Below are 25,804 nucleotides of genomic sequence, written 5' to 3' on the forward strand. Positions count from 1 at the left end.
ACACATCCCGCAGAGCGGGACGCGTCAGCTGAGCTCTCCACCCTCCAGGAGCTCGGTGACGAGGGCCGCGATTGCCGAGCGCTCGGAGCGCATCAGCGTCACGTGTCCGAACAGATCGTGCCCCTTCAGGGTCTCGATCACGCTGGCGATGCCGTCGTGCCGCCCGACCCGGAGGTTGTCGCGCTGACCCACATCATGCGTCAGGATCACCCGCGAGTTCTGGCCCATCCGGCTGAGGACCGTCAGCAGCACGTTGCGCTCCAGGGACTGCGCCTCGTCGACGATCACGAAGGCGTCGTGCAGCGAGCGTCCGCGGATGTGCGTGAGCGGGAGCACCTCGAGGATGCCGCGCTCCACGACCTCCTCCATGACATTGCCCGACACCACGGAGCCGAGCGTGTCGAACACCGCCTGACCCCACGGGCCCATCTTCTCGCCCTGGTCACCGGGGAGGTAGCCGAGCTCCTGCCCTCCGACGGCGAAGAGCGGACGGAACACGATGATCTTCTTCTGCTGCTGCCGCTCCAGCACGGCCTCGAGTCCGGCGCACAGCGCGAGCGCCGACTTGCCCGTTCCCGCCCGGCCGCCGAGGGAGACGATCCCGACCTCCTGGTCGAGCAGCAGATCGATCGCGATGCGCTGCTCCGCCGAGCGCCCGTGCATTCCGAAGATGTCGCGGTCGCCCCGGACGAGGCGGTACTCGCCGTCGCCGGTCACCCGGCCGAGTGCCGATCCGCGCTCCGAGTGGATGATGAGCCCGGTGTTGATCGGAAGCCCGCGGGCCTCCTCGCTGATGCCGACCTCGCTCTCGTACAGGTCGCTGATGTCGTCGCCGGAGAGATCGAGCGTGGAGATGCCGGTCCACCCGGAATCCACGGCCTGCTCGGCGAGGTACTCCTCGGCCCGGATGCCGAGCGACGCCGCCTTGACGCGCATCGGCAGGTCCTTCGAGACGATGGTGACGTCTTGGCCGTCCTGAGCGAGGTGCATCGCGACCGAGAGGATGCGCGTGTCGTTGTCGCTCAGGCGGATGCCGGCGGGCAGCACCGACGGGTCGGTGTTCGCGAGCTCCACCCGGAGGGTCCCGCCTTCACCGACCTCGACCGGGAAGTCGAGTCGCCCGTGCTCGATGCGCAGGTCGTCGAGGTGGCGGAGCGCCTGCCGGGCGAAGTAGCCGATCTCCGGATCGTGGCGCTTGCCCTCGAGCTCCGTGATCACGACCACCGGGACGACGACCGAGTGCTCGGCGAACCGGAAGAAGGCCTGCGGATCGCTCAGCAGCACCGACGTGTCGAGCACGTAGGTGCGCAGGTCCTGATCCGGCTCGGCGGACGATGCCCGCCTCGTCGTCTTACGGGTGGACTGCTGCGCGGTGCTGGTGGACTGCTGCGCTGTACGTGTGGTCACGACCCACTCCCGACCCGGGGATGATCCCCGCCTGAGAACGAGTCGACCTGGGGCCACGAGTCGCTAACCGGAAGGCCGACTCGATCGGGCTCCTTGCCCGATGCCTAGAACGTACGACTCTTCGACGGCTTAACCGCGCGACGACACGCCATGATTCTTTACGCGCTGATGAACGTCTCGTTACCGAAGGCCGCGAGCGCCTCGTCCAGCAGCTGGAGAGTGGCGGCATCCGTGCCGGCATGCGCGGCGACGCGGACCGAGGACCCGCGGGCGGTGACCACCAGGCCGGCGTTGGCCAGTGCGGCGGCCAGACGGGCCGGCTCCTCGGGCGAGAGCGCGACGATTCCCGCTCGTGCCGCACGGTCCCGGGGCGAGCTCACCGCGATACCGTGACGGTCGGCGATCTCGAGGATCGTGTCGACATGCTCGGCGATGCGCGCCTCGATCGCCGCCACACCGGCGTCGCGGATGTCGCGCGCGCCGATCGCCAGACGCCCGGCCGCGAGCGTGTCAGGCTGGCTCACCGTGAACGCCTGAGCGGATGCCGCAGGCGCGGGCAGCTCGTCGACGACGAGCCCGGGGACCACGGTGCCCGTGATCCCGGAGAGGACGGGGGTGATCCGCTCCCTCGCGCGGGGCGAGAACCACGCGAATCCGCTCCCCCGGCCGGCGCGCAGCCATTTGTATCCATGGCCGACCACGACGTCGGCGGCGGCGTAGTCGACGTCGACGACGCCGAACGACTGGACCGCGTCGACGATCAGCAGCCGATCCGGCCCGATGAGCTCGCGGAGAGCCGGCAGGTCGGCGCGGAATCCCGTGCGGAAGTCGACGTGGCTGACAGCGAGGGCCGTGACCTCGTCATCCAGCGCCTCGGCGACGGCATCCGTCGTCATCCGTCCGTCAGCCGGCGTGACCCAGCGCGGCGTCAGCGCGCGGTTCGAGGCAGCCGCTGCGCGCTCGAGCGTGAGGCTCACACTGGGGAACTCGGCCGTGCCGGCGATCACCGCGCCCGTCATGCCGTAGAGGGCGTGCATGAGGCCCTGTGTCGACGACGGCTGCAGCGTGACGTCGTCCGCCTCGGCGCCGAGCAGCTCGGCGACCAGCTCCTGCGCCTGCCCCACACGCTCCCACACCAGGGACAGGGAGGAGGGACGCCCGCTGCCGAGGAGGTCGGCGTCCGCGAAGATCTCCTCGCGCACCGACGGCGACAGTGGGCCGAACGCGGCCCAGTTCAAATAGCCGGACTCGTTGTCGAACGTGCCGACATACTCCTCGATGGTGCTCACCGCGTCATTCTGGCACGCCTCGTCACCGCGGACGGACCAGTTCGGCCGAGGGCTCAGCGCCCGAAGCGGCGATCCCTGTCCGCGTAGTCGCGGATCGCACGGAGGAAGTCGACCTGCCGCAGATCGGGGCCGAGTGCCTCGACGAAGTAGAACTCGCTGTGCGCGCTCTGCCAGAGCAGGAAGTCGCTGAGCCGCTGCTCTCCGCTGGTGCGGATCACGAGGTCCGGATCGGGCTGACCACCCGTGTAGAGGTGCTCGCCGATCATCTCGGGGGTCAGGTGCGCGGCGAGATCCTCGAGGGTGCCCCCCGAAGCCTCGTGCTTGGTGATGATGCTGCGCACGGCGTCGACGATCTCATGGCGTCCGCCGTAGCCGACCGCCAGGTTCACGTGCAGGCCGGTGTGCTCCTTCGTGCGCTCCTCGGCGTCGGCGAGCACGCGGGCGAGCTCGGACGGAAGGATGTCGGCGCGGCCGACGTGCTGCACCCGCCAGTTCTCCTCCCGCGAGACCGCCTCGGCCAGCTCCGCGATGATCTCGATGAGGTCGGCGAGCTCCGCGGAGTCCCGCTTTCGCAGATTGTCGCTGGACAGCAGGTAGAGCGACACCACGCGCACACCCAGCTCGTCGCACCAGCCCAGGAACTCGCGCATCTTCGCGGCACCCGCCCGGTGCCCCTCCGCCGGAGTCGTGAACCCGAGCTGCCGCGCCCACCGCCGATTGCCGTCGATCATCATGGCGACGTGGTGCGGCACGGACGCCGGATCGAGATGGCGTCGCAGCCGGCTGGTGTAGAGCCGGTACAGCGGTCCGCGCCCCGGGCTCTCGCGTGACATCACCCACCTACGCTACCGTGTCGGGCTCATCTGCGCCGTGTGCGGAGGCTGGGGATATGTACCTGCCCGGGCATGCGCGCCCGCCTAGAGTGAGCACGTGAGCACTCCCGAGTCGTCCGAGCCCGAACTCCCCCAGCTGCCGCTTCTCGAGGAGGCGGAATCGGAGGCCGGGGTCGAGATCAGGCCGACCTGGCGCGGATGGATCCACGCCGGCATCTTCCCCGTCGCCCTCGTCGCCGGGATCGTGCTGATCGTGGTCGCGCAGGGCGGGGCGGCGAAGTGGGCGGCGGCGGTCTTCATGACGAGCTCGCTGCTGCTGTTCGGCAACTCCGCGCTGTACCACCGCTTCGACTGGAAGCCGAAGGTCAAGCTGATCCTGAAGCGGATCGACCACGCCAACATCTTCCTGCTGATCGCCGGCACCTACACGCCGCTCGCGACCCTCGCCCTCCCGCCGGGGAAGGGCGCGCTGCTCCTCGCACTCGTCTGGGGCGGGACCGTGGTCGGCATCCTCTTCCGCGTCTTCTGGATCCACGCGCCGCGCTGGCTCTACGTCGCCCTCTACCTGCTGATGGGGTGGGCTGCCGTGATGTTCATGGCCGACCTGCTCGCGGCGAACGCCACGATGATGGTGCTCGTCATCGTGGGCGGCCTGCTCTACACGGGCGGGGCGATCGTCTACGCGCTCAAGAAGCCGAACCCGTGGCCCGGCCGGTTCGGCTTCCACGAGATCTTCCACGTGTGCACGGTACTCGCGTTCCTGTGCCACTGGACCGCGTGCCTGCTGATCACACTGGAGCCGCTGTCGCCGTCGCTGGGCGCCTGACGCCTGCTCAGGTGGAGCGCGGGTCGTCGTCGCCCTCGCGGGTGATCGGCAGGTCCGCATCGGTCTCCGTCGCCTCGTCGGCGGCCCGTGCGGCCTCTTCGGCGTCGAGCTCCTCGCGCACCTCCTCGCGGTACCGGACACGGCGGATGCGTCGGTTCATGTCCCAGATGAGGAGGATCACGGCGATGAGCACCACCACGATCGCGGCGAAGCCGACGAAGCCGGGAGTCACAGCCTCCGGAGCCACCGTCATGACGGGTGTCGGCATCGGAGTCTCGGACAGAGAGCGCATGTGTCGGCCTTTCGTACTCAGGTCGCATAACCTGGTATCACCAGCCTAACGACCGGAAGACCGCACCCGTGACGACCGCAGAAGAGCTCGACGAACGCTACGGCCGCACCCGCACGCGACGGACGCCGTGGATCATCGGCGGCATCGTCGCCCTGCTGGTGGTCGGAGCCTTCGGCTGGATGATCGTGGCCCAGTCGATGAGCTCCGTGGATGCCGACGACCTCGGCTTCGACCTCGTCGACGAGCACACCGTCGACGTGCGGTTCCAGGTCACCGGCGTGCAGGGCAAGGACGTCGTGTGCGTGGTCGAGGCACTCGACGAGGAGTTCGGCGTGGTCGGCTGGAAGGTCGTCGAGATCCCCGCAGGAGACAGCCACTCGCAGGCCGTGTCGGCCTCGGTCCCGACCGTCTCCGCTGCCACCACAGGTTTGGTGAACACCTGCTGGGTCGCCTAGACTCTTCGCAGACAGACGACGCCCTGGCACCGTGCCGGGGCGTCTTGGCATATCCCCCGCAGTTCGCCGGCGGGACCGAAAGAAGGAGCTTCGTCATGTCCACCGACGCTCAGGTTCCCTTCCTCACGCAGGAAGCATATGACCGGCTCGTCGCCGAGCTGGAGCACCTGTCCACCACCGGCCGCGACGAGATCGCCAAGCGCATCGAAGCCGCCCGTGAAGAGGGCGACCTCAAGGAGAACGGCGGCTACCACGCCGCGAAGGACGAGCAGGGCAAGCAGGAGGCCCGCATCCGCACCCTGGAGGGTCTGCTGAAGACCGCGAAGGTCGGCGAGGCCCCGGCCAGCCGCGGCATCGTCGAGCCCGGCACCGTCGTCACCGCGGTCGTCGCGGGCGGCGAGGAGGTCTTCCTCCTCGGCAGCCGCGAGATCGCCGCCGGCGGCAGCGATCTCGACGTGTACAGCGAGGCGAGCCCGCTCGGCCAGGCGATCCTCGGCCTCAAGGTCGGCGAGAAGTCCTCCTACGAGGCTCCGAACGGCCGTTCGATCGCCGTCGAGATCGTGAACGTGGAGACGTACACCGGCTGACGTCGGTCACACGCGAGCGCCCCGGTGTCCCTGAGGATGCCGGGGCGCTTCGTCTCTGCCGGGAGATCAGTCGGGGACGACGATCGGCTCGAATCCGGCCCGGCGCAGAGTGTCGAGCGTGTGCTCGGAGTGCTCGGGTCCACGCGTCTCGACGCTGAGCTCGAGGATGACGTCGCTGATCTGCAGGCCGTGGCCATGGCGCGTGTGCATGGCCTCCATGACGTTGGCTCCCGCCTCGGCGATGAGCTCGGAGACGCGCGCGAGCTGACCGGGCCGGTCGGGAAGCGGCACGCGGATCGTCAGGTACCGGCCCGAGGCCGCCAGGCCGTGCGAGACGACGCGCTGCAGCAGCAGCGGGTCGATGTTGCCGCCGGAGAGCACCGCCATCGTCGTCCCGGATCCGGTGACCTTCCCGGCCAGGATCGCCGCGACGCCCGCGGCGCCCGCCGGCTCCACGACGACCTTCGCCTGCTCGAGCAGCACGAGGATCGCCCGCGCCAGGTCGTCGTCGGAGACCGTGACGACCTCGTCGACGAGGTCTTTGATGATGTCGAACGGGATGGCGCCGGGACGCGCGACGAGGATGCCGTCGGCGATGGTCGGGCGCGTGACGATGTCGACGGGCTCGCCCGCCGCGAGCGACGGCGGCATGGCGGCCGCGTTCTCGGCCTGCACGCCGATCACCCGAACCGTGCGTCCGAGCTCGGCCGCACGGGCCTTGACCGCCGCGGCGACGCCGGCGATGAGGCCCCCGCCGCCGATGCCGAGGACGATGGTGTCGACGTCGGGGGCGTCGTCGAGGAGCTCGAGGCCGAGCGTGCCCTGGCCGATCACGACGTCACGGTGGTCGAACGGGTGGATGAGCACGGCCCCCGTGCGCTCCGAGAAGTCGGCCGCGAGGCGCAGCGACGTCGCCACGGTCTCGCCCTCGAGCACGACCTCGGCACCGTAGCCGCGGGTGGCCAGGAGCTTGGGCACCGGCACCCCCAGCGGCATGAAGATGGTGGCGGGGATCCCGAGCGCCTGAGCGGCCAGCGCGACGCCCTGCGCGTGGTTCCCGGCCGACGCCGCGACGACGCCGCGGGAGCGCTCTTCGGCGCTGAGTCTCGACAGACGGTAGGCCGCGCCGCGGATCTTGAACGAGCCGGTGCGCTGCAGGTTCTCCATCTTCAGCAGCACCGGAGAGCCGAGCACGTCGGAGAGCGCGCGGGACGGCAGCGTCGGCGTGTGCGAGATCACCTCAGCCAGGCTCTGAGCCGCGTACTCGAACTCGGAAAGGCTGGGGACTGCGCTCATCGATTCCTCCGTCGCCGCTCGCGCGGCACTGTGCTCCAGATCAGATCTCCGCTCGGGGCGGCGCCGGTGCGCCACGATCCCGAGCTCAGGGTCACCGCTGCGACGTTGACGAACGCCGCCAGCGGCACCGCGAACAGTGCGCCGGGGATGCCGGCGATCATCGCACCGCCGGCGACGACGAGCACGACGGCCAGCGGGTGCACCTTGACGGCGGAGCCCATCATGATGGGCTGCAGGATGTGTCCCTCGATCTGCTGCACCGCGAGCACCACGACGAGCATCCACAGCGCGATCCACGGTCCGTTGTAGACCAGCGCGAGGAAGACGGCGATGGCGCCGGTGGCGACCGCACCGACGATCGGGATGAACGAGCCGAGGAAGACAAGCACGGCGACAGGCAGTGCGAGCGGGACCTGCAGGAGGAAGGCTCCGAGGCCGATGCCGATCGCGTCGATCGTCGCGACGAAGAGCTGGGTGCGCGCGTAGTTGACGATCGTCCGCCAGCCGTTGCGGGCCGCGCCGTCGACCGCCGGGCGGGCGTTGCGCGGGAAGAGCTTGACGGTCCAGCGCCAGATGCCGCCGCCGTCGGCGAGGAGGCAGATGAGGCTGAACAGCGCGAGGAGCGCTCCGGTGACGACATGCCCCAGCGTCGTGCCGATCGCCAGCGCGCCCGAGAGCAGCGCCTGCGTCTGCTCCTCGATCATCGCGAAGCCCTGGTCGATGTAGTCGGCGATCTGGCTGTCGGACAGCTGCAGGGGGCCCTCGTGCAGCCAGACCTGGAAGCCGTCGATGGCCTTCGCGGTGCTCTCCTGCACGGCGGGGAGCTCGACGCGGACCTGCCACACGACGAGCCACACGAGTCCGGTGACGATCGCCGCCGTGCCGATGAGCGACACGGCGATGGCGGCCCACCGCGGGAACCGGTGGCGCAGCATCCACTCGAAGGCGGGCCACAGCAGCGCCGTGATGAGGATGGCGACCATCAGCGGGATCACCAGCAGCTTCAGCAGCATGACGAGCCAGATGAAGACGCCGAGGACCGCGGCGATGAGAAGCAGCCGCCACGAGTATGCGGCGGTGATGCGCAGCCTCGGGGGCACGGCCTCGTCGGCCTCGGTCGTCACGGTGCGGTCGGTGGAGACCGGGCGCGGGCGGAACAGGTCTCGCAGCCGGGGTCGCTGGTCCTCGCTCATCGCCCAAGTCTACGGCGGTCGCACGGCGGCTCACGACGCGATGTCACCGGCCGGCGATACGCTGACGACGTGACAGACACCCTCAGCCCCGCCCAGGCTCGCCGCATCGCTCTGGCCGCTCAGGGATTCACCCGCGCTCGTCCGGCATCCGTCTCCCGTCGCCATGTGGATCGGGTGATGGAACGACTCGGCGTGCTGCAGATCGACTCGGTCAACGTCTTCGCGCGTTCGCACTACCTGCCGCTGTTCTCGCGCCTCGGCGCCTATGAGCCGGCGCTGCTGGACCGCGTCTTCCTGGCCCGCACCACGCACTACGTGGAGTATCTCGCCCACGAGGCCACCTTCATCCCGATCGAGGACTGGCCGCTCTGGCGCTTCCGCATGGACGATTTCCGCCGGCGGTGGGCGGGCGAGGACTCGTGGCTGAGCGCCAACGCCCGCACGGTCCGGTGGGTGCAGGACGAGCTGCGCACGCGCGGCCCGCTGCGCCCTGCCGACCTGCGCGCCGATGCCCCGCGGGAACGCGGAACGTGGTGGGACTGGGACGAGGTCAAGCTCGCGCTCGAGCACCTCTGGCGCACGGGCGACGTCGCCGTGAGCGGACGCCGCGGCTTCGAGCGCACCTACGCGCTCGCCGAGCAGGTGATACCCGACGCCATCCTCTCCCGCGAGATCCCGCGCGCCGAGGCGATCCACGAGCTGATGCGCCGCGCCGCGCGATCGAGCGGGGTCGCGACGCAGTCCGATCTCGCCGACTACTACCGCATCAAGGATCGGTCGACGGTGGCACGGTCGATCGCCGACCTCGTCGATGCCGGCGAGCTCGAACCCGTGCACGTCCGCGGCTGGGAGCGGGGCGGAAGACCGATCCCCGCCTGGCGCCACCGTGACGCGGTCCTGCCACGCAGGATTGACGCCGCGGCCCTGCTGACCCCCTTCGATCCGGTGGTCTGGTTCCGCGATCGAGCGCTTCGCACGTTCGACCTCGACTACCGCATCGAGATCTACGTCCCCGCCGAGAAGCGGAGGTTCGGCTACTACTCCCTGCCCGTCCTCGTCGGCGACCGCATCGTCGCGCGGGTCGATCTGAAAGCCGAGCGCGCGACGTCGACGCTGCAGGTGCAGTCCGCGTGGTGGGAGCCGCAGGCGCGAGCCGAAGACGCGGGTCGCATCGCCGAGGAGCTCTCCCTCGCGGCGGCCTGGCAGGGGCTCGAGCACATCTCGGTCTCGGGCTGGGGCGACGCGACCGCCGCGATCCACGACGCTCTTCGCGGCCGCGCCGACGCTTCGATCCAGCGCCATCTGCACGCCAGGGAAAGCGTGTCATGACGCGGCGCCGGTGGTGGCTCGTCGGAGGCCTGGCCGCTCTCGTGGTCGCCGCCGCGGGCGGGGTGCTGATCTGGCAGTCGCTCGCTCGCCCCGGCACCCCGCAGGAGGCGGCGAGCGCCTACGTGCGCGCGCTCGAGTCCGGCGACCCGGCGGCCGTTGCGGCGACCGGAGCAGACGTCTCCGCGACGGCGCTCGGCGCGTTCGCCGGGGCCAGCGCTCTCATCGACGACGCCGAGGTCACCGGGGTCGAGCAGAACGGCGAGGCGGCGGCGACGGCGGACATCTCCTTCCGCCTCGGTGAGGAGAAGCGGACGGCACGGCTGGACATCACCCGGGTCGACGGCCGCTGGACCGTCGGGGCGTCCGCGCTCGGCACCGCGACCGTGACGGCCGACCTGGGTTCGTCCGTCCGCCTCGGCGACGAGACCGTATCCGTCGGCGAGGCGGTGCTTCTGCTGCCCGCCGAGTACGCCGTCTCCGCCGCGCCCTCGTCGCTTCTCGACGGCTCGGCGAACCTGCTCGTGCTGCCGGGCGAGGATGTCGAGGTCACGGTCGAGGTCACTCCCCTGCCGGCGGCGATCGATGCCGCACAGGAGCAGCTCGACGAGCACCTCGCGGAGTGCACCGCATCAGACGACTCGACGCAGGCTCCGACGACGCCGGTCGGCTGCGGCATCCGCATCCCCTGGGGGACGGAGTTCCGCGACGTCACCGACATCCGCTATCGCATCGAGACGTCACCGGAGATCACCCTGGACGCGACGGGGTTCCTCGCTGACGGGGGCGTTCTCATCGCGACCGTCACGGGGACGGGGCAGGACGGCACGGAGCGCACGACGACGTACCGCACTGATTCCTGGAGCATCCGCGGCGACATCGAGTTCACCGAGGAGGAGCTGGTCCTCACGGCGTGGTGAGAGATGCCTCAGCGGCGGGTTTCGACTCGCTGCGCTCGCTCAACCTTGATGCGCAGAGCGCATCAGAACTGCACGCGCGGCGGCTCCGAGATCGCGCCGCTGTCGGCGACCTCGAAGAACTCGCGCTCGGTGAAGCCCAGCCCCTTGGCGAAGAGGTTGTTCGGGAACACCTTGATCTTCGTGTTCAGCTCGCGCACGCCGCCGTTGTAGAACCGGCGCGCGGCCTGGATCTTGTCCTCGGTGTCGACGATCGCCTGCTGGAGCTGGAGGAAGTTCTGGCTCGCCTGCAGCTGCGGGTACGCCTCGGCGACGGCGAAGAGACTGCGCAGCGCCTGCTGCAGGTGTCCCTCGGCGATGCCGGCTTCCCCGGGACCGCCCGCGGACAGCGTCTCGGCGCGTGCGCGCGTGACGTTCTCGAAGACGGCCTTCTCATGGGAGGCATACCCCTTGACCGTCTCGATGAGGTTCGGGATGAGGTCGGCTCGTCGCTTGAGCTGCACCGTGATGCCGCTCCACGCCTCATCGACGCGGACGTTCAGCTGCACCAGCGAGTTGTACGTGGCCCAGAGATAGATGCCGACGAGCAGGATCACTCCGACGACGATCAGTACTGGCACGAGCCATTCCATCAGAGGCCCACCCTTCCTCGTGTTTCTCCCATCCTAGACGCGCTGTCTGCACGTGCACTGGGGATCACGCGCTCCGGCGCCGTCCGAGCGGGTCAGTCGCCCAGCACGCGGTCGAGATAGCGGTTGCTGAACCGACGCTCGGGGTCGAGGCGGTCGCGCACGGCGACGAAGTCGTCGAACCGCGGGTAGATCTCGCGCAGCGTCTCGGCGGTCTGCGTGTGGAGCTTGCCCCAGTGCGGCCGCCCTCCGTGCTCCTGCATGATGGCCTCGACGGCCCCGAAGTACTCCGTCGGATCGGCACGCCAGTAGCGGTGCACGGCGATGTAGGCGCTCGATCGCCCGTGGGCCGTGGAGAGCCACCGGTCGTCCTGCGCGGCGAAGCGCACCTCGACGGGGAACTCGATGCGCCAGCCCCGGTGGTCGATGAGCTCTCGCACGGCGCGGAACGCCGGGACGACGTTCTCGGCGGGGATCGCGTACTCCATCTCGCGGAAGCGCACCGTGCGGCTCTGCGTGAGGACGCGATTCGACAGGTCGGTGTACTCGCGATCTCCGGTGAGCTTCACCGCCAGCCGACTGAACGGCGGGGTGACGGCCGGGACGAGCTGTCCTGCCGCGCACACGAGCCGATAGACGCCGTTGGACAGCAGAGTCTCGTCGATCCACTTCCCCACCGTCGGGAGCGGCTTGCGCACAGCCGATTCAGGCAGGCGGGACTGCCGCTTGGTGAGCGCGACATCGGTGTGCGGGAACCAGTAGAACTCGAAGTGGTCGGATGCCGAGACGTGGCTCTCGATCTGATCCAGCACGTCCTCCAGCGGCATCGGCTCGTCGACCGCGTGCATGACGAACGTCGGGACGCACTGGAGGGTGACCTCGACGATGATGCCGAGCGCGCCGAGTCCGAGCGCGGCGGCGGGCAGGAGTTCGCTGTTCTGCTGCTCGTCGATGCGGAGGAACTCGCCGGCGGCCGTGATGATCGTGAGGCCGACGACCTGGGTGGCGAGCCCGCCGAAAGCAGCGCCGGTGCCGTGTGTGCCGGTCGAGATCGCCCCGGAGATCGACTGCCGATCGATGTCGCCGAGGTTCTCCATCGCCAGGCCGTACGGTGCGAGGAGCGCCGGGATCCGATGCAGCCGGGTGCCCGCGAGCAGGGTCACGCGCCCGGTGACGGCATCCGCCGAGACCAGGCCCTGCATGTCGTCGAGTTCCAGCAGCACGCCCGGCGCGACGGCGATGCCCGTGAAGCTGTGACCGGCACCCACCGCCTTCACCGTGAGCCCGTGGTGCACGGCGGCGATCACCGCCCGCTGCACACCCTCGGGGCTGCGCGGACGCTCCACTCGCACAGGACGGACCGACGCCGACCGCCCCCAGTTCTGCCAGGTGCCGCCGATTCTCGTCACAGGAACGCCTTTCCCTCGCCGCGGTAGGTCGGCAGCTCGTCGATGATCTCGTCACCGGAGACGAGGTGGTACCGCTCGATCCGCTCGGCCGGCTCGCCGCTCTTCGCGTGCCGGAACCAGACCCGGTCCCCGACGCCGAGAGCGGTCGCCGCGGGGCCCTGCAGCGGTGTCTGCACCTCGCCGGCGGCCTCGCGAGTGAGAGTCCGGAGACTTTGCGGCCAGACCGGCTTCGGCTGACGTGAGGCGACGGCCGGGCCCGATGCGATCCACCCCCCGCCGAGCACGGTCGCGATGTCGCGAGCCGGACGACGGACGACATCGAAGGCGAAGGCGGATGCCGGAGCCGGCTGGAACGACCGATAGCCGTCGAACAGGTGACCACCGAGGAGCCCGCTGCCGGCACTCGCCTCGGTGAGGGACTCGTCGCTGCCGGTGAACTCGAGCGACCCCGTGCCTCCGCCGTTGAGGAACTCCATCGGCGCGAGGGCGGTGACGGCCTCGACGATCGCCGCCCGGCGCTCGCGCAGCTCGGCGCGCGACCGCGCCTGCACCATGCGGATCAGCGGCGCATCGGACCCGGCGTCATCGCCCTGACCGGCGATCTGCGCGTCGTACATCTGCAGCCCCACGAGCCGGAAACCGGGGCGCGCGATGACCTTCCGGGCGAAGCCGGCGACCTCTCCCGCGGTGAAGAGCGCCGAGCGGCGGACGCCGATGTGCCCGAGGACCGAAGACTTCCACGAGGCGTCGACATCGACTGCGACGCGGATCTCCGGACGTTCGCCCGGCCCCTTGATGCTGTCGATGAGGTCGAGATGCGCCGGGTCGTCGACCATGAGCGTGATGCGGCGCGCCGCCTGCTCATCGGCGAACAGGCTCTCGAGGCTCGTCCGGTCCACCGTCGGGTAGGCGAGCACGATGTCGTCGTGGGTCTCGGCGAGCCAGAGGGCCTCCGCGAGAGTGAACGCGAGGATGCCGCGGTACCCGGGGAGCTTCAGGACGGCGTCCAGGACCGCACGCACGCGCACCGACTTGGATGCGACGCGGATGGGCAGGCCACCGGAGCGCACCAGCATGTCCATCGCGTTGTAGCGCAGCGCCTCTCGGTCGATCACCGCGACCGGCGCGGGCAGGTGCTGCGTCGCGGCGGAGAGGCGAGGCCAGTATCGAGCCGGATCCTGCCACTCGGGGGCAACCACGGGGGCACCCGGAACGGGGCTCAGTTCTTCGGTGAGGTCGAGCACTCCCCCACCCTATGGCTTCTCGGACTCCGGATCACGTCCGGCGGCACCCCGTCGCACGCACCGGTCGCCGATAGGCTGGCGGCGTGGCCCCCGTAGCCCAATGGCAGAGGCAGGCGACTTAAAATCGCTTCAGTCTGGGTTCGAGTCCCAGCGGGGGCACGCCGATCCTCGGAACCGTGGCACACGCCCGTGTCACTACCTCGTCGCGGCTGCGGCTGCAGAGCCGGCCGCGACGGGCGCCTTCTCATCCGCGCCCTTGATGACCCAGTACACGACGGCGACGGCGAGCAGTCCGATGAACGGTGTGAGCAGCACACCCCAGGCGACGCCCATCGGAGCGAAGCCCACCGAGAACGCGGCCACGTCCCAGAGGCCGTGCAGCACCATCGCCCACACCAGGGAACCCGTCACCCTGCGCACGATGTAGAAGCAGGTCCCCGACATCGCCGCGATGCCCGCCTGCGAAAGCGCGCTCATCAGCGGATCGCCGAGAGCGGCGTTCACCAGGTGCATCGCACCGAACAGGAGGCTCGTCAGCAGCCAGACCCAGACCTCGGAGAATCTCGACCGGAACGCCGTGAGAAGGAGACCGCGAGACATCAGCTCTTCGCAGAATCCGACGCAGACACCCAGCGCGAGGAGCGAGAGGAGGAAGGACGTGTCGAACTTCGACCAGTCGGTGTTGAGGAGGTTGGCGATCGCGACGACGAGCATGATCGCCGGAACGAAGATGGGCCACTTGTGGTGCGATCGGCTTCGCTCGAAGAGTGCCGGGCGCCACCAGCCGAGGAGCGAGGTCGTGATCGCGAGGAGCACGCCGGCGACGGCGAGATCCATCACGGCACCCCGCCAGGTGGTGTCGGCCGACTTCCCGATCTCCGTGAACCCGACCCCGCTGAGCTTCGTGACGGCGAAGATGACGATCACGTAGCCGACGTAGATCGCGAGGCCGATCCAGACACGAGGATGCACACGCATGGCACTGCCCTCCGATTCACCGCGACGGACGGAACGCGCTCAGCGTAGCGCTCGATCAGTGCGCCGCGGAAGATCTGTGCTCACTCGTCGATCACGGCAGGTTCCCGTCGAGCAGCGGCCGCCTCGCGTATCCGTCGCACGACCAGGACCACCAGCGCGATCGCGATGGCCGTGTACACCGCGTAGTCCAGGTATCCGAGGTAGTGCTCGAGCTTCTCGTGCTGCGTGCCGAGCGCCGCGCCCACTCCCAGGAGCAGCGCATTCCACAGCCCGCTGCCGAGGATCGTGTAGACGCTGAATGTGAGCAGATTCATGCGCGATGCCCCGGCCGGGATCGAGATCAGGCTGCGCACGCCCGGCACCATGCGGCCGACGAGCACGGTCCACGCGCCGCTCCGCGCGAACCAGGCCGCGCCCCGCTCGAGATCGGACCTGCTGACGAGGCGCGTGCCGGCGAGCAGCCGGATCGCCCGCGCCATGCCGATGGCCGATCCCAGCCCGTAGAGGAGCAGCGCTCCCAGCCACGACGCGAGCGTGCTCCAGAGGAGGAGCCATCCGAGGGTCAGCTGTCCGCTCTGGCTGAGATAGCCGGCGAACGGCAGGATCACCTCGCTCGGGATGGGCGGCACCAGCACCTCGAGGAAGACGAGCACCCCGACACCGATGTCTCCGAGTGCCGTGAGGACGTCGGCCGCGAAACCGCTCAGGCCGGTGAAGCCGTGGTCGGCATCCGTCATGCGATCCCCGCCTATCGTCCGAAGATGTCGCCGAGCCCCGGGATCCCGAGGTCGCCGAGACGCTCTCCCCAGCCGGTCGCGGTCTCGCCGAGCCCCGACACCGCCTCGCCGGCGGATCCCATCAGCTCCTCCGCACCGCCGGTGAACGCTTCCACATCGACGCCCGAGGCGAGCGCCTCCAGATCGACACCGTCTGCCAGTGCGCTGAAGTCGACGCCGAGCCCCGCAGCCTGCTCCAGGAGCGGAGCAGCGACGGTGCTGAGCACCGCGCCGCCCGCGACCGCACCGAGGATGCCGACCGCCGCGCCTCCGGCCAGGACCGCGGCACCGCCCGTCCCGCTCCCGCGGACGCGGGACAGGAGTCCGCGCATCCGCCCCGGACGCAGGGCCTCGGCGCGTCCGGCCGCGCGCGCGAGGTCATCCGGCGAGGAGGAGTGCGGGCGCTCGCCCGGTGCGAGTTCCGCGCGCATGCGCTCCTCGACCAGGGTGCGCTGCTGCGGCGTCAGGCGGGCGAACGCGTCACGATGGATCTGCTCGATGCGCTGCGGATCGGCGGTGTTCATCAGGTAGTCGTAGCGCGCGATCGCGGCTCGATCGGCGTCGGTCCCTGTCGTGGCCGCTCGAGCTCCCGAGGCCGATCCGATGTGCGCTGCCGTCGCACCGGGAGCGGGCGGCGGCGCGTACGGGTCTGCGGCGGCGAGAGGCGACGGCGGGGCGGGCACCCGGCGTTCTGCGGGGTGCGGGGCACTCTCCGACGGACCTCGCACGGCGTCGACGGCGCCGCGGAGCACGCCGCCCCAATCGGTCGATGACCGGGATCCGTCAGCGGGACTGCCGCTGCGCGCGGACCCGGAGTTCTTCTCCAGGGCTTCGGAGGCGATGCCGATCAAGCGGGAGAGCTTTCCCATGATGGTCCCTTTCGTGGGGCGGTGCGGGCCACCGGGATTCCACGACGTCGGACGACGGCAAGAGTCGAGGCAGCCCGCAGAGCGGGTGCCAAGGTCTCCTCCACCCTCTCGGGCCGACGGGCCGGGACACGATCTCGTGTCCGTAATGACGACTCCGCCGCAGACGGGAGTACTCCCCTTGCGCGCTCGACATTACCGAGCCGAGCTATGCGTGACCTCCACGCCGCGCGCTGGAACGCGAACAGCCCTCCCCGGCAGAGGGAGGGCTGTTCGGACGGGGTGAGCCGAGGTGCTACTTGGCGGGGACCTTCTCGGCGACAGGCTTCTTGGCCGGAGCCTTCTTGGCCGGAGCCTTCTTCGCCGCCGGAGCCTTCGCGGCCGGAGCCTTCTCGGCTGCCGGAGCCTTCTCCGTCGCGGCAGCGTCGACCGGGGCCTTGTCGTCGGGGACCGCGCCGGTCACGGCGGTGGTCGTCGCGGCATCCGACGACGGCGAGGCCGGAACGGCGGGCGCGGCGGGAGCGGCTGCACGCGGACGTGCCGCGAACTCCTCGAAGACGTAGCGCGGGTTCTGCACCGTCTCGAGGTTCACCAGGTCGCGGCCGAGCCACAGGTTGTTCCACCAGCCCCAGATCACACGGAACTTGCGCTCCCACGTGGGCATCGCGAGGCCGTGGTAGCCGCGGTGGGCGACCCACGCGACGAAGCCCTTGAGCGCGAGCTTTCCGGACTGGAAGACACCGTTGTAGAGGCCGAGACCGGCCACGGCGCCCATGTTCTTGTGGAAGTACTCCTTCGGGGTCTCCCCGCGGAGCACGGCGACGATGTTCTTCGCGAGCAGCTTCGCCTGACGCACCGCGTGCTGGGCGTTCGGCACGCAGAAGCCGCCGACGCCACCGCCGGAGAGATCAGGGACGGCCGAGACGTCACCGGCAGCCCAGGCGCCTTCGACGAAAGCCTCGGGGGTGCCGACGCGGAGGTCCGCGCGGGTCTGGATGCGACCGCGCTCCTCGACGGGCAGGTCGCCGCCGCGGACGACGGTCGGGTTCGCCATGACACCGGCGGTCCAGACGATCAGGTCGGTCGGGATGACCTCACCGGTGGAGAGCTCGACGTTTCCGTCGACAGCGCTGGTGAGCTGCGTGTCGAGGTGCACGTTCGCACCGCGCTTGGCGAGGTCCTTGAGCACCCACTCGCTCGTCTTCAGCGAGACCTCGGGCATGATGCGGCCCATCGCCTCGATGAGGTGGAAGTGCGTGTCGTCGAACGTCAGCTGCGGGTACTTCGACACCAGCGACGAGGCGAGCGAACGCAGCTCGGCGAACACCTCGATACCGGCGAAGCCACCGCCGACGACGATGACGGTGAGCAGTCGGTCGCGCTCGGGACCGGCGGGCAGGGACGCCGCCTTGTCGAAGTTCGACATGAGGCGGTCGCGGATCGCGACGGCCTCTTCGATCGTCTTGAGGCCGATCGCGTTGTCGGCGATGCCCGGGATCGGGAACGTGCGCGAGACGGCGCCGGCGGTCACGACGATCTGGTCGTACGCGAACTCGTACGGCTCACCGAGCGGCGGCGTGATCGTCGCGGTCTTCTCGGCGTGGTTGATGTTCGTCACCTTGGCGGTGATGACGTTCGTGCGCTTGAGGTGACGTCGGTGCGCGACCACGGAGTGCCGAGCCTCGATCGAGCCCGCGGCGACCTCGGGGAGGAACGGCTGGTACGTCATGTACGGCAGCGGGTCGACCATGGTCACCTCCGCCTCGCCCTTGCGCAGGTGCTTCTCGAGCTTCCACGCGCTGTAGAAGCCCGCGTAGCCTCCACCGACGATCAGAATCTTGGGCACAGTGCTGTTCTGAGGCACAGGGGAACAACTCCTTGGAGTCAGGAATGTGGCGTACGAGAAACGCGCGCCGATCGGATGCGCCGGGCAGCTGCGGTGACGCCAAGCGCTATCAGGATACCAGGGACTGTGAGGGCGATGAGCGGCAGGGTACCGTAGCGCAGCGAATCAGCGCTGGGAAGCAGCGGTGAGCCCGCCTCGGTCGGCGCGTCGGCATCCGGGAGCGGCTCGACGGCGACCGGAGTGATCGTCGGCTCGGGCTGCGGCTCGGTGTCGGCGCGCCGGAAGAAGTGGATCCATTCGGCGAGATCCCCCATGGGATTCTCGTCCACCGGGGCGATGTCGGCGGAGATCGCCGCCGCCGCATCGACGAGCCCGAAGCCGTACAGCGGATCCCTCGGCTTCACGGCGTCGGCGACGGGCATCGCGGTCTTGATGATCCGGTTGATGACGTCGATCGCCTTGATGTCGGGATGCGCCGAGCGGATCAGCGCCGCGACGCCGGCCACGATCGGGGCGGCACCGCTGGTGCCCCTCCAGGAGACGACCTCGCCGTTCGCGGAGACGCCCAGCAGACCTTCGCTGGGAGCGGAGATGCCGATCGTGATCCCCTGCGTGGAGGCCTCGACGCTGGCCGTACCGGTCTGATCGACGCCGCCGACGGTCAGGACGCCGGGGATCGTGGCCGGCGCACCGATGATGTCGGTGCCGCTCCCCCGGTTGCCCGCGGCGACCACGACGACGACATCGTGCTCGAAGGCGTAGAGGAACGCGTCGTCCCAGCTCTCATCCCAGTCGAGCGTGTTCGTGGTGAACGACAGGTTGATGACGTCGGCGCCGTTGTCGACGGCCCAGCGCATCGCCTTGGCGACCTGCTCGGTGAACGGCACGGCCGCCGCCGCACCGAACCCCACGGAGATGGACAGGAGGTTCGCCTCGGGGGCGACGCCGATCATGCCGGTGCCGTCGGGGGATCCGCGGCCGGCGGCCAGCGACGCCACCCAGGATCCGTGGTTCCCGTCGACCGCTCCGACCGGCGTGCGGCCGTCGGGGGTGCCGGTCCCGGAGACGTCGGTCCCGCCGATCACGGCGTCGCCGAACGTCTGCGGAACCTTGCCGATGCCCGTGTCGATCACCGCGATCGTGACGCCGGCGCCCCTGGTCGTCTTCCAGGCCTCGCGGATCTTGGCCCCGTCGAGCCAGTACTCCGACGCGCGCACCGGATCGGTGGGGTTGTCGGGGATCGGCGGAGGCGTCGCCGTCGCGCCGAGGAGCAGGACGGATGCCGCCACGACCGCGAGGGCCGTGACGCTGCGCAGCATCCGTCGCGGGCTCACGCCGACCGCGCCGCCTCGTCGCGGGTCGCCGCACCGGGGTCCTCGCAGCGGCACACCGACGGCGACCAGGAGGATCGTTCGAGTGCGATGTCGCCGATCGGATTCACTCCCGGCCCTGCCGCGAGCGCATGCCCCGCGAGGGCGTGCAGGCACTTGACGCGGGTGGGCATGCCGCCCGCCGAGATGCCGTCGATCTCCGGCACGTCGCCGAACCGCCCGCGATCGGCCAGATACGCCTCGTGTGCGGCGAGATAGCCGGCTGCGACCGCCTCGTCGTCGGCGAGGAGAGCCGCGAGCTCCGGCATCACCTGCGTGGCCTCGAGGGTCGACATCGCCGCCGTCGCGGACGGGTGGGTCAGGTAGTAGAAGGTCGGGAACGGCGTTCCGTCGGGCAGCCGCGGTGTCGTGGCGACGACCGTCGGGTTGCCGCAGGCGCATCGCGCCGCGATGCCGACCACACCGCGTGCAGGGCGGCCGAGCTGCGCCGAGATGACGGCGAGCTCGGCGGGCGTGGGGGCGGGGAAAGGCGGCGTGGTCACCCCACCAGCGTAGGGGAGCCGCCAGGGAGGATGCTCGGAGCGAACATTCAGGGAGCGACGGCCGCGGTGTCGCTGAGCCCTGTCGAGACGAGGGTGCGCAGCAGCTGCGGCATCCAGTCCGCCGGCTTCTCCTCGAGAGTGTCACTGACCGGATCCTGCTCCCGCGGAAGCGCGGAAGGGTCGAGGTCGTTGTCGATCAGGTACACGACCTCCCCCGGCTTCACGTAGTACAGGCGCTCACGGGCCTGGGTCGTGATGTAGGCGGGATCGCTCCAGCGCTCGCGCTCCGCGATGAGATCCGCGATCTCGTCCTCGCTGACCTTCACGGAGGCCTCGAGCGCCGCGATCTTCTGCCGCTGATCGATGAACGTGCCGAGCGTCGGCACGAGCACCCACGCTCCCAGCACGACGAGGGACAGCATGATGACGGAGAAGGCGGAGAGACGGATGCCGGAAGCCCATTCGCGGACATCGACACCCTGGGTGCTCCCCTTGGCGCGCGTCCGCCCCGGCGCGGACGCCGCTCGAGCGTCGGCCTTGGCGCGCCCCTTCTTGGGCGTCGACGGCGGGGACGCCGGAGCCTTCGGAGACGCCGAAGGAGGAGCCGGTCGTCGTACCACGGCTCCTCCTCCGGTCACCGCTCAGGCGGTGTGAATCTGACTTCTTTCTGAGCGCAGGCCGGGCTCAGCCCTGGTAGCGAGGGAAGGCCGAACGTCCGGCGAACACAGCGGCGTCGCCCAGCTCCTCCTCGATGCGCAGAAGCTGATTGTACTTCGCGACGCGCTCGCTGCGGGCAGGCGCACCCGCCTTGATCTGACCCGCGTTCGTCGCGACGACGAGGTCGGCGATCGTGGTGTCCTCGGTCTCGCCCGAGCGGTGCGAGAGCATCGCCGTGTAGCCCGAGCGCTGCGCCAGGCTGACCGCGTCGAACGTCTCGGTGAGCGTGCCGATCTGGTTGACCTTCACGAGCAGCGAGTTCGCGACGCCGCGCTTGATGCCGTCGGCGAGGCGCTGCGGGTTGGTGACGAACAGGTCGTCGCCCACGAGCTGGACCTTGGTGCCGAGCGCATCGGTGAGGTGCTTCCAGTTGTCCCAGTCGTCCTCGGCGAGAGCATCCTCGATCGTGACGATCGGGAAGTCATTGACCAGACCGACGTAGTACTCGGTCAGCGCGGCGGCGTCCCAGTCCTTGTTGTCGAGACGGTAGACGCCGTCCTTGAAGAACTCGGTGGCGGCGACGTCGAGGCCGAGGGCGATGTCGGAGCCGGGCGTGAAGCCCGCCTTCTCGATCGCCTTGACCAGGAAGTCGAGGCCCTCGCGGTTGCTGGGCAGGTCGGGGGCGAAGCCGCCCTCGTCGCCGAGGCCCGTGGCGTAGCCGGCGGCCTTCAGCTCGGCCCGGAGCACGTGGTAGGTCTCGACACCCCAGCGGAGCGCCTCGGAGTAGGTCTCGGCGCCGATCGGCGCGAGGAAGAACTCCTGCATGTCGATGCCGTTGTCGGCGTGCTCGCCGCCGTTGATGACGTTGAACAGCGGAACGGGCAGCACGTGCGCGTTCGGGCCGCCGAGGTAGCGGAAGAGGGGAAGGTCGGCGGAGTCCGCCGCGGCCTTCGAGACCGCGAGGCTGACGCCGAGGATGGCGTTGGCGCCGACGCGCTTCTTGTTCTCGGTGCCGTCGACCTCGATGAGGATCTCGTCGACGATGCGCTGTTCGCTCGCCTCGACGCCTTCGATGGCCGGGCCCAGCTCGTCGATGATGGCCTCGACGGCCTTGAGCACGCCCTTGCCGCCGTAGCGGCTCTTGTCTCCGTCGCGCAGCTCGTACGCCTCGAACGCACCGGTGGATGCACCGGAGGGGACGGCGGCCCGCTGGACGATGCCATCGTCGAGGAGCACCTCCACCTCGACGGTCGGGTTTCCGCGCGAGTCGAGAATCTCGCGTGCGCCTACAGCCTCGATCAGTGCCACTGATGTGCTCCTTGCTCAGAGAAAACGTTGTGTGGAGCGTCGTCGGTCCGCGCTCAGTCTAGCCCGGCCCCTCGACAAGCTCAGGGACCCGTCAGACGACGAGCGCGAGCGCGACGCCGTCCCAGCCCTTCGCGCCGACCGTCTGCAGAGCCGTCGCGTCGAACCGCGGGTCGTCGCCCAGCATCCGCAGCCCGTCGCGGGTGCCGATCACCTTGGAGTCCGTCGAATCGTCGCGCACGATCTCGCCCTCGCGCCCGATGTTGTCGAGCACGATCACCGTCCCCGGATGGCCGAGCTTCGCCGCCCAGTCGAGGTAGACGGTGTTGGACTCCTTGTCGGCGTCGATGAACACCAGGTCGAATCCGGCGATCAGGGTCGGCAGCACGTCGGCGCCGCGTCCGACGCGGATGTCGACGCGATCGCCCACGCCGGCCGCGTCGATGCTGGCTCGTGCGACGGCGGCGTTGTCCGCCTCGGCCTCGATCGTCACGACCCTCCCCTCCGGGCCGACAGCGCGGGCCAGCCAGATCGTGGAGTACCCGCCGAGCGTGCCGATCTCGAGCACCCGCCGCGCGCCGCTGATGCGGACGAGGAGGTCGAGCAGCTTGCCGGCCACCGGAGCCACCTCGATCTCGGGAAGGCCGGCTGCGCGCTGCGCCTCGAGCGCCGCCTCGAGCGCCGGGTCGTGTCCGACCAGGGTGTCGGCGAGGAAGGCGTCGGCCTGCGACCATGCTGCGGGGGTGGATTCCATGCCCTCAGCCAACCGTCGGCCCGGCGACGAGTCAAGAGCGTGGAGCGGAGAGCAGCCTTCCCGGTGCGCCGGCGAGTTCCGGCTGCCGCCGGAACTGCCCGGTGGCCGCGAGGGCCCCGATCACGACGGCGAGGACGATCCAGCCGGCGACCCCGAGCGGTCCGGCCAGGCCCAGGTCGGGCTTCGCAGCGGCGAAGATGACGATGAGCCCGCCGGCGGCGTTGAGCGAACCGTGCGCGAGGACCGCCGGCCAGACCGACGCAGAGCGCAGTCGCAGCCAGCCGAGCAGGATGCCCCAGGCGACACAGCCGCCGATCATCAGGAGCACCCCGCTCAGGTCGGTGCGGCCGAAGTTGTAGCCGAGGAGGATGATCGGGCTGTGCCAGACGCCCCAGATCGCGCCGCTGAGAAGCAGCGTCGGCCACGTGCCGAGCGGACGGAGGGCGGGGACCAGCCATCCCCGCCAGCCGAGCTCCTCGCCGAACGCGGGGATCGCGTTGAGGAGCGCCGCCAGCGGGATCATCGCGATCTGTGCGAACACGACCACCTCGACCGGTGGCATCGGCGCGCCCGCAGGAAGAGCCTTCTGCAGCTCCGCGGCGAAGGCGGCGAACGTGAGATCGAGCCGGACGAAGCCGAGGGCGGCGGACACGAGGATGCTCAGCCCGACCAGCAGCGGCGGCACCAGCCAGGCGGCGACCATCAGCCAGACGATGCGCTTCGCCGGACGCAGCGGCCACAGGCCCAGGAAACGCGCGCGTTCCCCGCGCGCCGGGGTGCGCAGAGCGAAGGTGACGACGAGCGCCGCGATGGCAGGCGTCAGCATCATCACCGGCAGCAGTGCGGCTGCCAGGGGCTCCGCCAGGCCGTCACCGAGCCACAGAGGCAGCGCGACCAGCCAGGCGAGACCGCAGGCGAGCACCGTGAAGACGATGACGGCACCCCAGGGCACCCGTCGCGTCTCGAGCAGCGTGGAGTCGTTCATGAGGTCGCCTTTCCCTGGTCGGTCCGGGTCGTGCCGTGCGGACGTGCACGGTCGACGTAGGCCTGGAGCAGCGCCGCGGCCTCCTCGGCGCCGTCGATCGTCGCGAGGAACGGTCGTCGGCCGCGACGCGCGACCTCGATCGCGGGTCCGCGGCGGATCACGATGCCGGTCCGACCGTCCAGGGCGATGCGCCACCCCCACCCGCCGAACTCCCCGAACGGCGAGACATCGACCGCGCGCGCGGACTCGACCTCGTCGAGCGGGATCTCGATGCGGGGCCAGCCGATCAGCGCCCTGGCGGCGAATCCCTCGGGCGTCACGCGCACACGGAACGCGGTGGTGGCCACCATCGCGAAGGCGACGACGAGCACCACGACCGCGACGACCCACCCGCCCTGCACCCCAGTGCCGAGCATGAAGGCGGCGAGCGCGGCGAGCGAGAGCAGGAGCAGCAGGAGGACGGCGACCGCGGCGCGCGGCATCGAGGTCGTGGCCAGCCAGACGACGCGCTCCCCCTCGGCGATGCGCACGATCTGACGCGATTCGAGCGTGGGACCCGACTCGGGGCCGACCCGGGGCTGCACCGCCCAGGCGACGGCACCGACGGCCGCGAGCGCGGCGAACGATCCGAGCATCACCAGGCCGATGCCCGGCACGTCGGCCTCGGGCGCGAGATCGCGCTGCATCGCGAGCGAGCCGAGGCTCATGGCGGTGGCGAAGGCGGCGAGGCCCGCGGCCAGTGCGCCCATGAGCCGTGCGGCGCCGCCCCAGTGCGCACCCACCGCGGCGAACGTCGTGATCGCCATGAGCACGGGAAGCACCAGACCGACCCCGAGCAGGATCCAGAGATAGGTGGATGCCGGGGCGAACCCGTCGGCGCCGCTGACACCCCAGTGGACGGCGACCTGGTCAGGCATCGACGGCAGCCAGGCGACGATCACCGCGACGCCGATGGCCGAGATCACGACGGGCACGACGACCGCGACGAGGAAGAAGGTGAGACGCGCTCTGCGCAGCGGCGCCGGCGGTATGCGGGTCAGGTCGTGTGCGGTCATGGCGAGACCTCCTCGGGGTTCCTGGGGGCGTTCTTCTCGGATCGTGGATCGCGATGCGCGTGCACGATGCCGGCGAGCGTCTCAGCGGAGACGCCGAGGGCACCGGCCCGGCGCACGAGCGCGTCGATCTCCTGCGCGAGCTCTGCCAGCGGCGCCGCCGACCCCGCGATCACCGCTCCCCTGCCACGGCGGAGGTCGACGAGTCCCTCGTCGCGCAGCCGCTGATAGGCGTGGAGAACGGTGTGCTGATTGATGTCGAGGGCTTCGGCGACGTCGCGCGCCGCGGGCAGCCGGTCTCCCGGAACGAGAGCACCGGCGAGGATGTCGGAGCGGATGGACGCCGCGACCTGGTCGTACAGCGGTCGGGGACTGTCGGTATCGACGCGGATCAGCATCGGCACTCCTCCTCTCGAATCGCTACTTATTCTAAGTGAACTAGAACAACTGTGGCAACCCTCCAGTCGTCTTGGACGGTGTGGCGCGCATCCGGGACACTGACGCCATGCGCATCACTCCCCGCCGTCTCGCCATCGGCATGAGCCTCTGGATCCCCAATCTCTTCAGCGGCATCCGCATCCGCCGGTTCAGCGAGGACTGGACCCGCGCGACCGTCGAGCTCCACGTGAACGTCTTCACCCGCAACTACGTCAAGACGGCGTTCGGCGGCTCGATGTCGGCGATGACCGACCCCTACTTCTTCATGCTGGTGATGCATCAGCTCGGGCGCGATCACGTCGTGTGGGACACGCGCGGCGAGATCGAGTTCCTCAAGCCGGGGCGCGGCGTGCTCACCGCCGAGTTCGAGGTCTCGAAGGAGAAGGCCGACGAGATCCGCGAGCGCGCCCGCGGCGGAGCGAAGGTGCTCGAGTGGTTCGAGACCGTGATCACCGACCGTGACGGAGACATCGTCGCGAAGGTGCGCCGGGAGGTCTACATCCGCGAGAAGAAGCGGGTCACCGCCGCACGCGGCTGACCGGACCCTGTCGTTCACCCGGGCATGCGACGA

General features: G+C 70.1%; 27 protein-coding genes and 1 tRNA gene. 7 read left to right on the forward strand and 21 right to left on the reverse strand.

Annotated elements, in window-relative coordinates:
- Positions 1-24 precede the first annotated feature (24 nt).
- The 3 genes from LBN7_RS02640 to LBN7_RS02650 form a co-directional block, all read right to left on the reverse strand.
- On the reverse strand, positions 25-1,407 hold the full coding sequence (locus LBN7_RS02640) for a PhoH family protein (RefSeq protein ID WP_116636939.1): 1,383 nt from the start codon (positions 1,405-1,407) through the stop codon (positions 25-27).
- 158 nt (positions 1,408-1,565) lie between these two features.
- Entirely contained in the window at positions 1,566-2,696 is a 1,131-nt protein-coding gene (locus LBN7_RS02645; RefSeq protein ID WP_407360860.1) for an aminotransferase class V-fold PLP-dependent enzyme, read from the reverse strand.
- A gap of 53 nt (positions 2,697-2,749) precedes the next feature.
- On the reverse strand, positions 2,750-3,529 hold the full coding sequence (locus tag LBN7_RS02650; RefSeq protein WP_116636937.1) for an isoprenyl transferase: 780 nt from the start codon (positions 3,527-3,529) through the stop codon (positions 2,750-2,752).
- A 97-nt stretch (positions 3,530-3,626) separates the two neighbouring features.
- Here LBN7_RS02650 and LBN7_RS02655 point away from each other — a divergent pair, with 97 nt between their 5' ends.
- Entirely contained in the window at positions 3,627-4,355 is a 729-nt protein-coding gene (locus LBN7_RS02655; protein ID WP_116636936.1) for a hemolysin III family protein, read from the forward strand.
- Between the two features lie 7 nt (positions 4,356-4,362).
- Here LBN7_RS02655 and LBN7_RS02660 read toward each other — a convergent pair whose 3' ends face one another.
- Positions 4,363-4,647: a hypothetical protein gene (locus LBN7_RS02660; RefSeq protein ID WP_116636935.1), complete on the reverse strand. Its 285-nt coding sequence runs from the start codon at positions 4,645-4,647 to the stop codon at positions 4,363-4,365.
- A 68-nt stretch (positions 4,648-4,715) separates the two neighbouring features.
- Between LBN7_RS02660 and LBN7_RS02665 the strand changes: the two genes are divergently transcribed.
- Both LBN7_RS02665 and greA read left to right on the forward strand, forming a co-directional pair.
- Entirely contained in the window at positions 4,716-5,102 is a 387-nt protein-coding gene (locus LBN7_RS02665; RefSeq protein WP_341945868.1) for a DUF4307 domain-containing protein, read from the forward strand.
- Positions 5,103-5,197: 95 nt separating this feature from the next.
- Positions 5,198-5,689: a transcription elongation factor GreA gene (gene greA, locus LBN7_RS02670; RefSeq protein ID WP_116636933.1), complete on the forward strand. Its 492-nt coding sequence runs from the start codon at positions 5,198-5,200 to the stop codon at positions 5,687-5,689.
- Positions 5,690-5,755: 66 nt separating this feature from the next.
- Here greA and ilvA read toward each other — a convergent pair whose 3' ends face one another.
- On the reverse strand, positions 5,756-6,985 hold the full coding sequence (ilvA, locus tag LBN7_RS02675) for a threonine ammonia-lyase (RefSeq protein WP_407360861.1): 1,230 nt from the start codon (positions 6,983-6,985) through the stop codon (positions 5,756-5,758).
- A complete protein-coding gene (locus LBN7_RS02680) occupies positions 6,982-8,178 on the reverse strand; it encodes an AI-2E family transporter (protein WP_407360862.1) in 1,197 nt (398 codons plus the stop codon). The genes ilvA and LBN7_RS02680 overlap by 4 nt, the downstream gene beginning before the upstream one ends.
- A 69-nt stretch (positions 8,179-8,247) precedes the next feature.
- On the opposite strand from LBN7_RS02680, the gene LBN7_RS02685 reads away from it, so the two are divergent.
- Together LBN7_RS02685 and LBN7_RS02690 are read left to right on the forward strand one after the other, a co-directional pair.
- Complete coding sequence (locus LBN7_RS02685; protein WP_407360863.1) at positions 8,248-9,507, forward strand: winged helix-turn-helix domain-containing protein; 1,260 nt, start codon at positions 8,248-8,250, stop codon at positions 9,505-9,507.
- A complete protein-coding gene (locus tag LBN7_RS02690) occupies positions 9,504-10,424 on the forward strand; it encodes a hypothetical protein (RefSeq protein ID WP_407360864.1) in 921 nt (306 codons plus the stop codon). The genes LBN7_RS02685 and LBN7_RS02690 overlap by 4 nt, the downstream gene beginning before the upstream one ends.
- Before the next feature lie 62 nt (positions 10,425-10,486).
- Here the strand turns inward: LBN7_RS02690 and LBN7_RS02695 are convergent, their stop codons facing one another.
- From LBN7_RS02695 to LBN7_RS02705, 3 genes are all read right to left on the reverse strand, one after another.
- Positions 10,487-11,053, reverse strand: a complete 567-nt coding sequence (locus LBN7_RS02695; RefSeq protein WP_116636928.1) for a LemA family protein — start codon at positions 11,051-11,053, stop codon at positions 10,487-10,489.
- A 92-nt stretch (positions 11,054-11,145) separates the two neighbouring features.
- Positions 11,146-12,459 (reverse strand): D-arabinono-1,4-lactone oxidase, encoded by a 1,314-nt coding sequence (locus LBN7_RS02700; protein ID WP_407360865.1) that lies wholly within the window; start codon positions 12,457-12,459, stop codon positions 11,146-11,148.
- Positions 12,456-13,703 carry an amino acid deaminase/aldolase gene (locus LBN7_RS02705; RefSeq protein WP_341945873.1) on the reverse strand — a complete coding sequence of 416 codons (1,248 nt, stop codon included), beginning with the start codon at positions 13,701-13,703 and terminating at the stop codon, positions 12,456-12,458. The genes LBN7_RS02700 and LBN7_RS02705 overlap by 4 nt, the downstream gene beginning before the upstream one ends.
- 86 nt (positions 13,704-13,789) lie before the next feature.
- Between LBN7_RS02705 and LBN7_RS02710 the strand changes: the two genes are divergently transcribed.
- Positions 13,790-13,862 (forward strand) — tRNA-Leu (locus tag LBN7_RS02710).
- Positions 13,863-13,898: 36 nt separating this feature from the next.
- On the opposite strand, the gene LBN7_RS02715 is transcribed toward LBN7_RS02710, so the two are convergent.
- The 12 genes from LBN7_RS02715 to LBN7_RS02770 all read right to left on the reverse strand — a co-directional run bounded on the left by LBN7_RS02715 (position 13,899) and on the right by LBN7_RS02770 (position 25,193).
- The gene (locus LBN7_RS02715; protein WP_341945874.1) at positions 13,899-14,681 is read right to left on the reverse strand and encodes a CPBP family intramembrane glutamic endopeptidase; all 783 of its coding nucleotides are present in this window, start codon (positions 14,679-14,681) and stop codon (positions 13,899-13,901) included.
- Positions 14,682-14,761: 80 nt separating this feature from the next.
- Positions 14,762-15,418, reverse strand: coding sequence for a DedA family protein (locus LBN7_RS02720; RefSeq protein ID WP_407360866.1), 657 nt, complete (start codon positions 15,416-15,418; stop codon positions 14,762-14,764).
- Between the two features lie 11 nt (positions 15,419-15,429).
- Positions 15,430-16,326 (reverse strand): cation-transporting ATPase, encoded by an 897-nt coding sequence (locus LBN7_RS02725; protein ID WP_407360867.1) that lies wholly within the window; start codon positions 16,324-16,326, stop codon positions 15,430-15,432.
- A gap of 292 nt (positions 16,327-16,618) precedes the next feature.
- Positions 16,619-18,169, reverse strand: coding sequence for an NAD(P)/FAD-dependent oxidoreductase (locus LBN7_RS02730; protein WP_407360868.1), 1,551 nt, complete (start codon positions 18,167-18,169; stop codon positions 16,619-16,621).
- A 38-nt stretch (positions 18,170-18,207) separates the two neighbouring features.
- Positions 18,208-19,488: a S8 family serine peptidase gene (locus LBN7_RS02735; RefSeq protein WP_116636922.1), complete on the reverse strand. Its 1,281-nt coding sequence runs from the start codon at positions 19,486-19,488 to the stop codon at positions 18,208-18,210.
- A gap of 11 nt (positions 19,489-19,499) precedes the next feature.
- Entirely contained in the window at positions 19,500-20,042 is a 543-nt protein-coding gene (locus LBN7_RS02740; protein WP_407360869.1) for a DUF501 domain-containing protein, read from the reverse strand.
- A gap of 47 nt (positions 20,043-20,089) precedes the next feature.
- A complete protein-coding gene (locus tag LBN7_RS02745; RefSeq protein ID WP_407360870.1) occupies positions 20,090-20,662 on the reverse strand; it encodes an FtsB family cell division protein in 573 nt (190 codons plus the stop codon).
- Between the two features lie 64 nt (positions 20,663-20,726).
- The gene (gene eno, locus LBN7_RS02750; RefSeq protein ID WP_116636920.1) at positions 20,727-22,007 is read right to left on the reverse strand and encodes a phosphopyruvate hydratase; all 1,281 of its coding nucleotides are present in this window, start codon (positions 22,005-22,007) and stop codon (positions 20,727-20,729) included.
- A 91-nt stretch (positions 22,008-22,098) separates the two neighbouring features.
- Positions 22,099-22,758 carry an O-methyltransferase gene (locus LBN7_RS02755; RefSeq protein ID WP_407360871.1) on the reverse strand — a complete coding sequence of 220 codons (660 nt, stop codon included), beginning with the start codon at positions 22,756-22,758 and terminating at the stop codon, positions 22,099-22,101.
- 31 nt (positions 22,759-22,789) lie between these two features.
- On the reverse strand, positions 22,790-23,743 hold the full coding sequence (locus LBN7_RS02760) for a CPBP family intramembrane glutamic endopeptidase (protein WP_407360872.1): 954 nt from the start codon (positions 23,741-23,743) through the stop codon (positions 22,790-22,792).
- Complete coding sequence (locus tag LBN7_RS02765) at positions 23,740-24,798, reverse strand: DUF1648 domain-containing protein (RefSeq protein ID WP_407360873.1); 1,059 nt, start codon at positions 24,796-24,798, stop codon at positions 23,740-23,742. The genes LBN7_RS02760 and LBN7_RS02765 overlap by 4 nt, the downstream gene beginning before the upstream one ends.
- Entirely contained in the window at positions 24,795-25,193 is a 399-nt protein-coding gene (locus tag LBN7_RS02770; protein ID WP_407360874.1) for a GntR family transcriptional regulator, read from the reverse strand. Before LBN7_RS02770 ends, LBN7_RS02765 begins: the two co-directional genes overlap by 4 nt.
- Before the next feature lie 107 nt (positions 25,194-25,300).
- On the opposite strand from LBN7_RS02770, the gene LBN7_RS02775 reads away from it, so the two are divergent.
- A complete protein-coding gene (locus LBN7_RS02775) occupies positions 25,301-25,771 on the forward strand; it encodes a PaaI family thioesterase (protein WP_407360875.1) in 471 nt (156 codons plus the stop codon).
- Positions 25,772-25,804: the final 33 nt, after the last annotated feature.

Origin of the sequence: Microbacterium sp. LBN7 (genome assembly GCF_045690345.1) — a bacterium.
Classification (GTDB): Bacteria; Actinomycetota; Actinomycetes; order Actinomycetales; family Microbacteriaceae; genus Microbacterium.

What these genes read in the sequence shown, in the direction of transcription:
- LBN7_RS02720 (WP_407360866.1), bottom strand. Translation starts at nt 15,418, where the DNA reads ATGACGGATGCCGACCACGGCTTCACCGGCCTGAGCGGTTTCGCGGCC.
- LBN7_RS02715 (WP_341945874.1), bottom strand. Translation starts at nt 14,681, where the DNA reads ATGCGTGTGCATCCTCGTGTCTGGATCGGCCTCGCGATCTACGTCGGC.
- LBN7_RS02770 (WP_407360874.1), bottom strand. Translation starts at nt 25,193, where the DNA reads ATGCTGATCCGCGTCGATACCGACAGTCCCCGACCGCTGTACGACCAG.
- LBN7_RS02690 (WP_407360864.1), top strand. Translation starts at nt 9,504, where the DNA reads ATGACGCGGCGCCGGTGGTGGCTCGTCGGAGGCCTGGCCGCTCTCGTG.
- LBN7_RS02680 (WP_407360862.1), bottom strand. Translation starts at nt 8,178, where the DNA reads ATGAGCGAGGACCAGCGACCCCGGCTGCGAGACCTGTTCCGCCCGCGC.
- LBN7_RS02735 (WP_116636922.1), bottom strand. Translation starts at nt 19,488, where the DNA reads ATGCTGCGCAGCGTCACGGCCCTCGCGGTCGTGGCGGCATCCGTCCTG.
- LBN7_RS02760 (WP_407360872.1), bottom strand. Translation starts at nt 23,743, where the DNA reads ATGAACGACTCCACGCTGCTCGAGACGCGACGGGTGCCCTGGGGTGCC.
- greA (WP_116636933.1), top strand. Translation starts at nt 5,198, where the DNA reads ATGTCCACCGACGCTCAGGTTCCCTTCCTCACGCAGGAAGCATATGAC.
- ilvA (WP_407360861.1), bottom strand. Translation starts at nt 6,985, where the DNA reads ATGAGCGCAGTCCCCAGCCTTTCCGAGTTCGAGTACGCGGCTCAGAGC.
- LBN7_RS02755 (WP_407360871.1), bottom strand. Translation starts at nt 22,758, where the DNA reads ATGGAATCCACCCCCGCAGCATGGTCGCAGGCCGACGCCTTCCTCGCC.
- LBN7_RS02765 (WP_407360873.1), bottom strand. Translation starts at nt 24,798, where the DNA reads ATGACCGCACACGACCTGACCCGCATACCGCCGGCGCCGCTGCGCAGA.
- LBN7_RS02660 (WP_116636935.1), bottom strand. Translation starts at nt 4,647, where the DNA reads ATGCGCTCTCTGTCCGAGACTCCGATGCCGACACCCGTCATGACGGTG.
- LBN7_RS02775 (WP_407360875.1), top strand. Translation starts at nt 25,301, where the DNA reads ATGCGCATCACTCCCCGCCGTCTCGCCATCGGCATGAGCCTCTGGATC.
- LBN7_RS02695 (WP_116636928.1), bottom strand. Translation starts at nt 11,053, where the DNA reads ATGGAATGGCTCGTGCCAGTACTGATCGTCGTCGGAGTGATCCTGCTC.
- LBN7_RS02725 (WP_407360867.1), bottom strand. Translation starts at nt 16,326, where the DNA reads ATGGGAAAGCTCTCCCGCTTGATCGGCATCGCCTCCGAAGCCCTGGAG.
- LBN7_RS02650 (WP_116636937.1), bottom strand. Translation starts at nt 3,529, where the DNA reads ATGTCACGCGAGAGCCCGGGGCGCGGACCGCTGTACCGGCTCTACACC.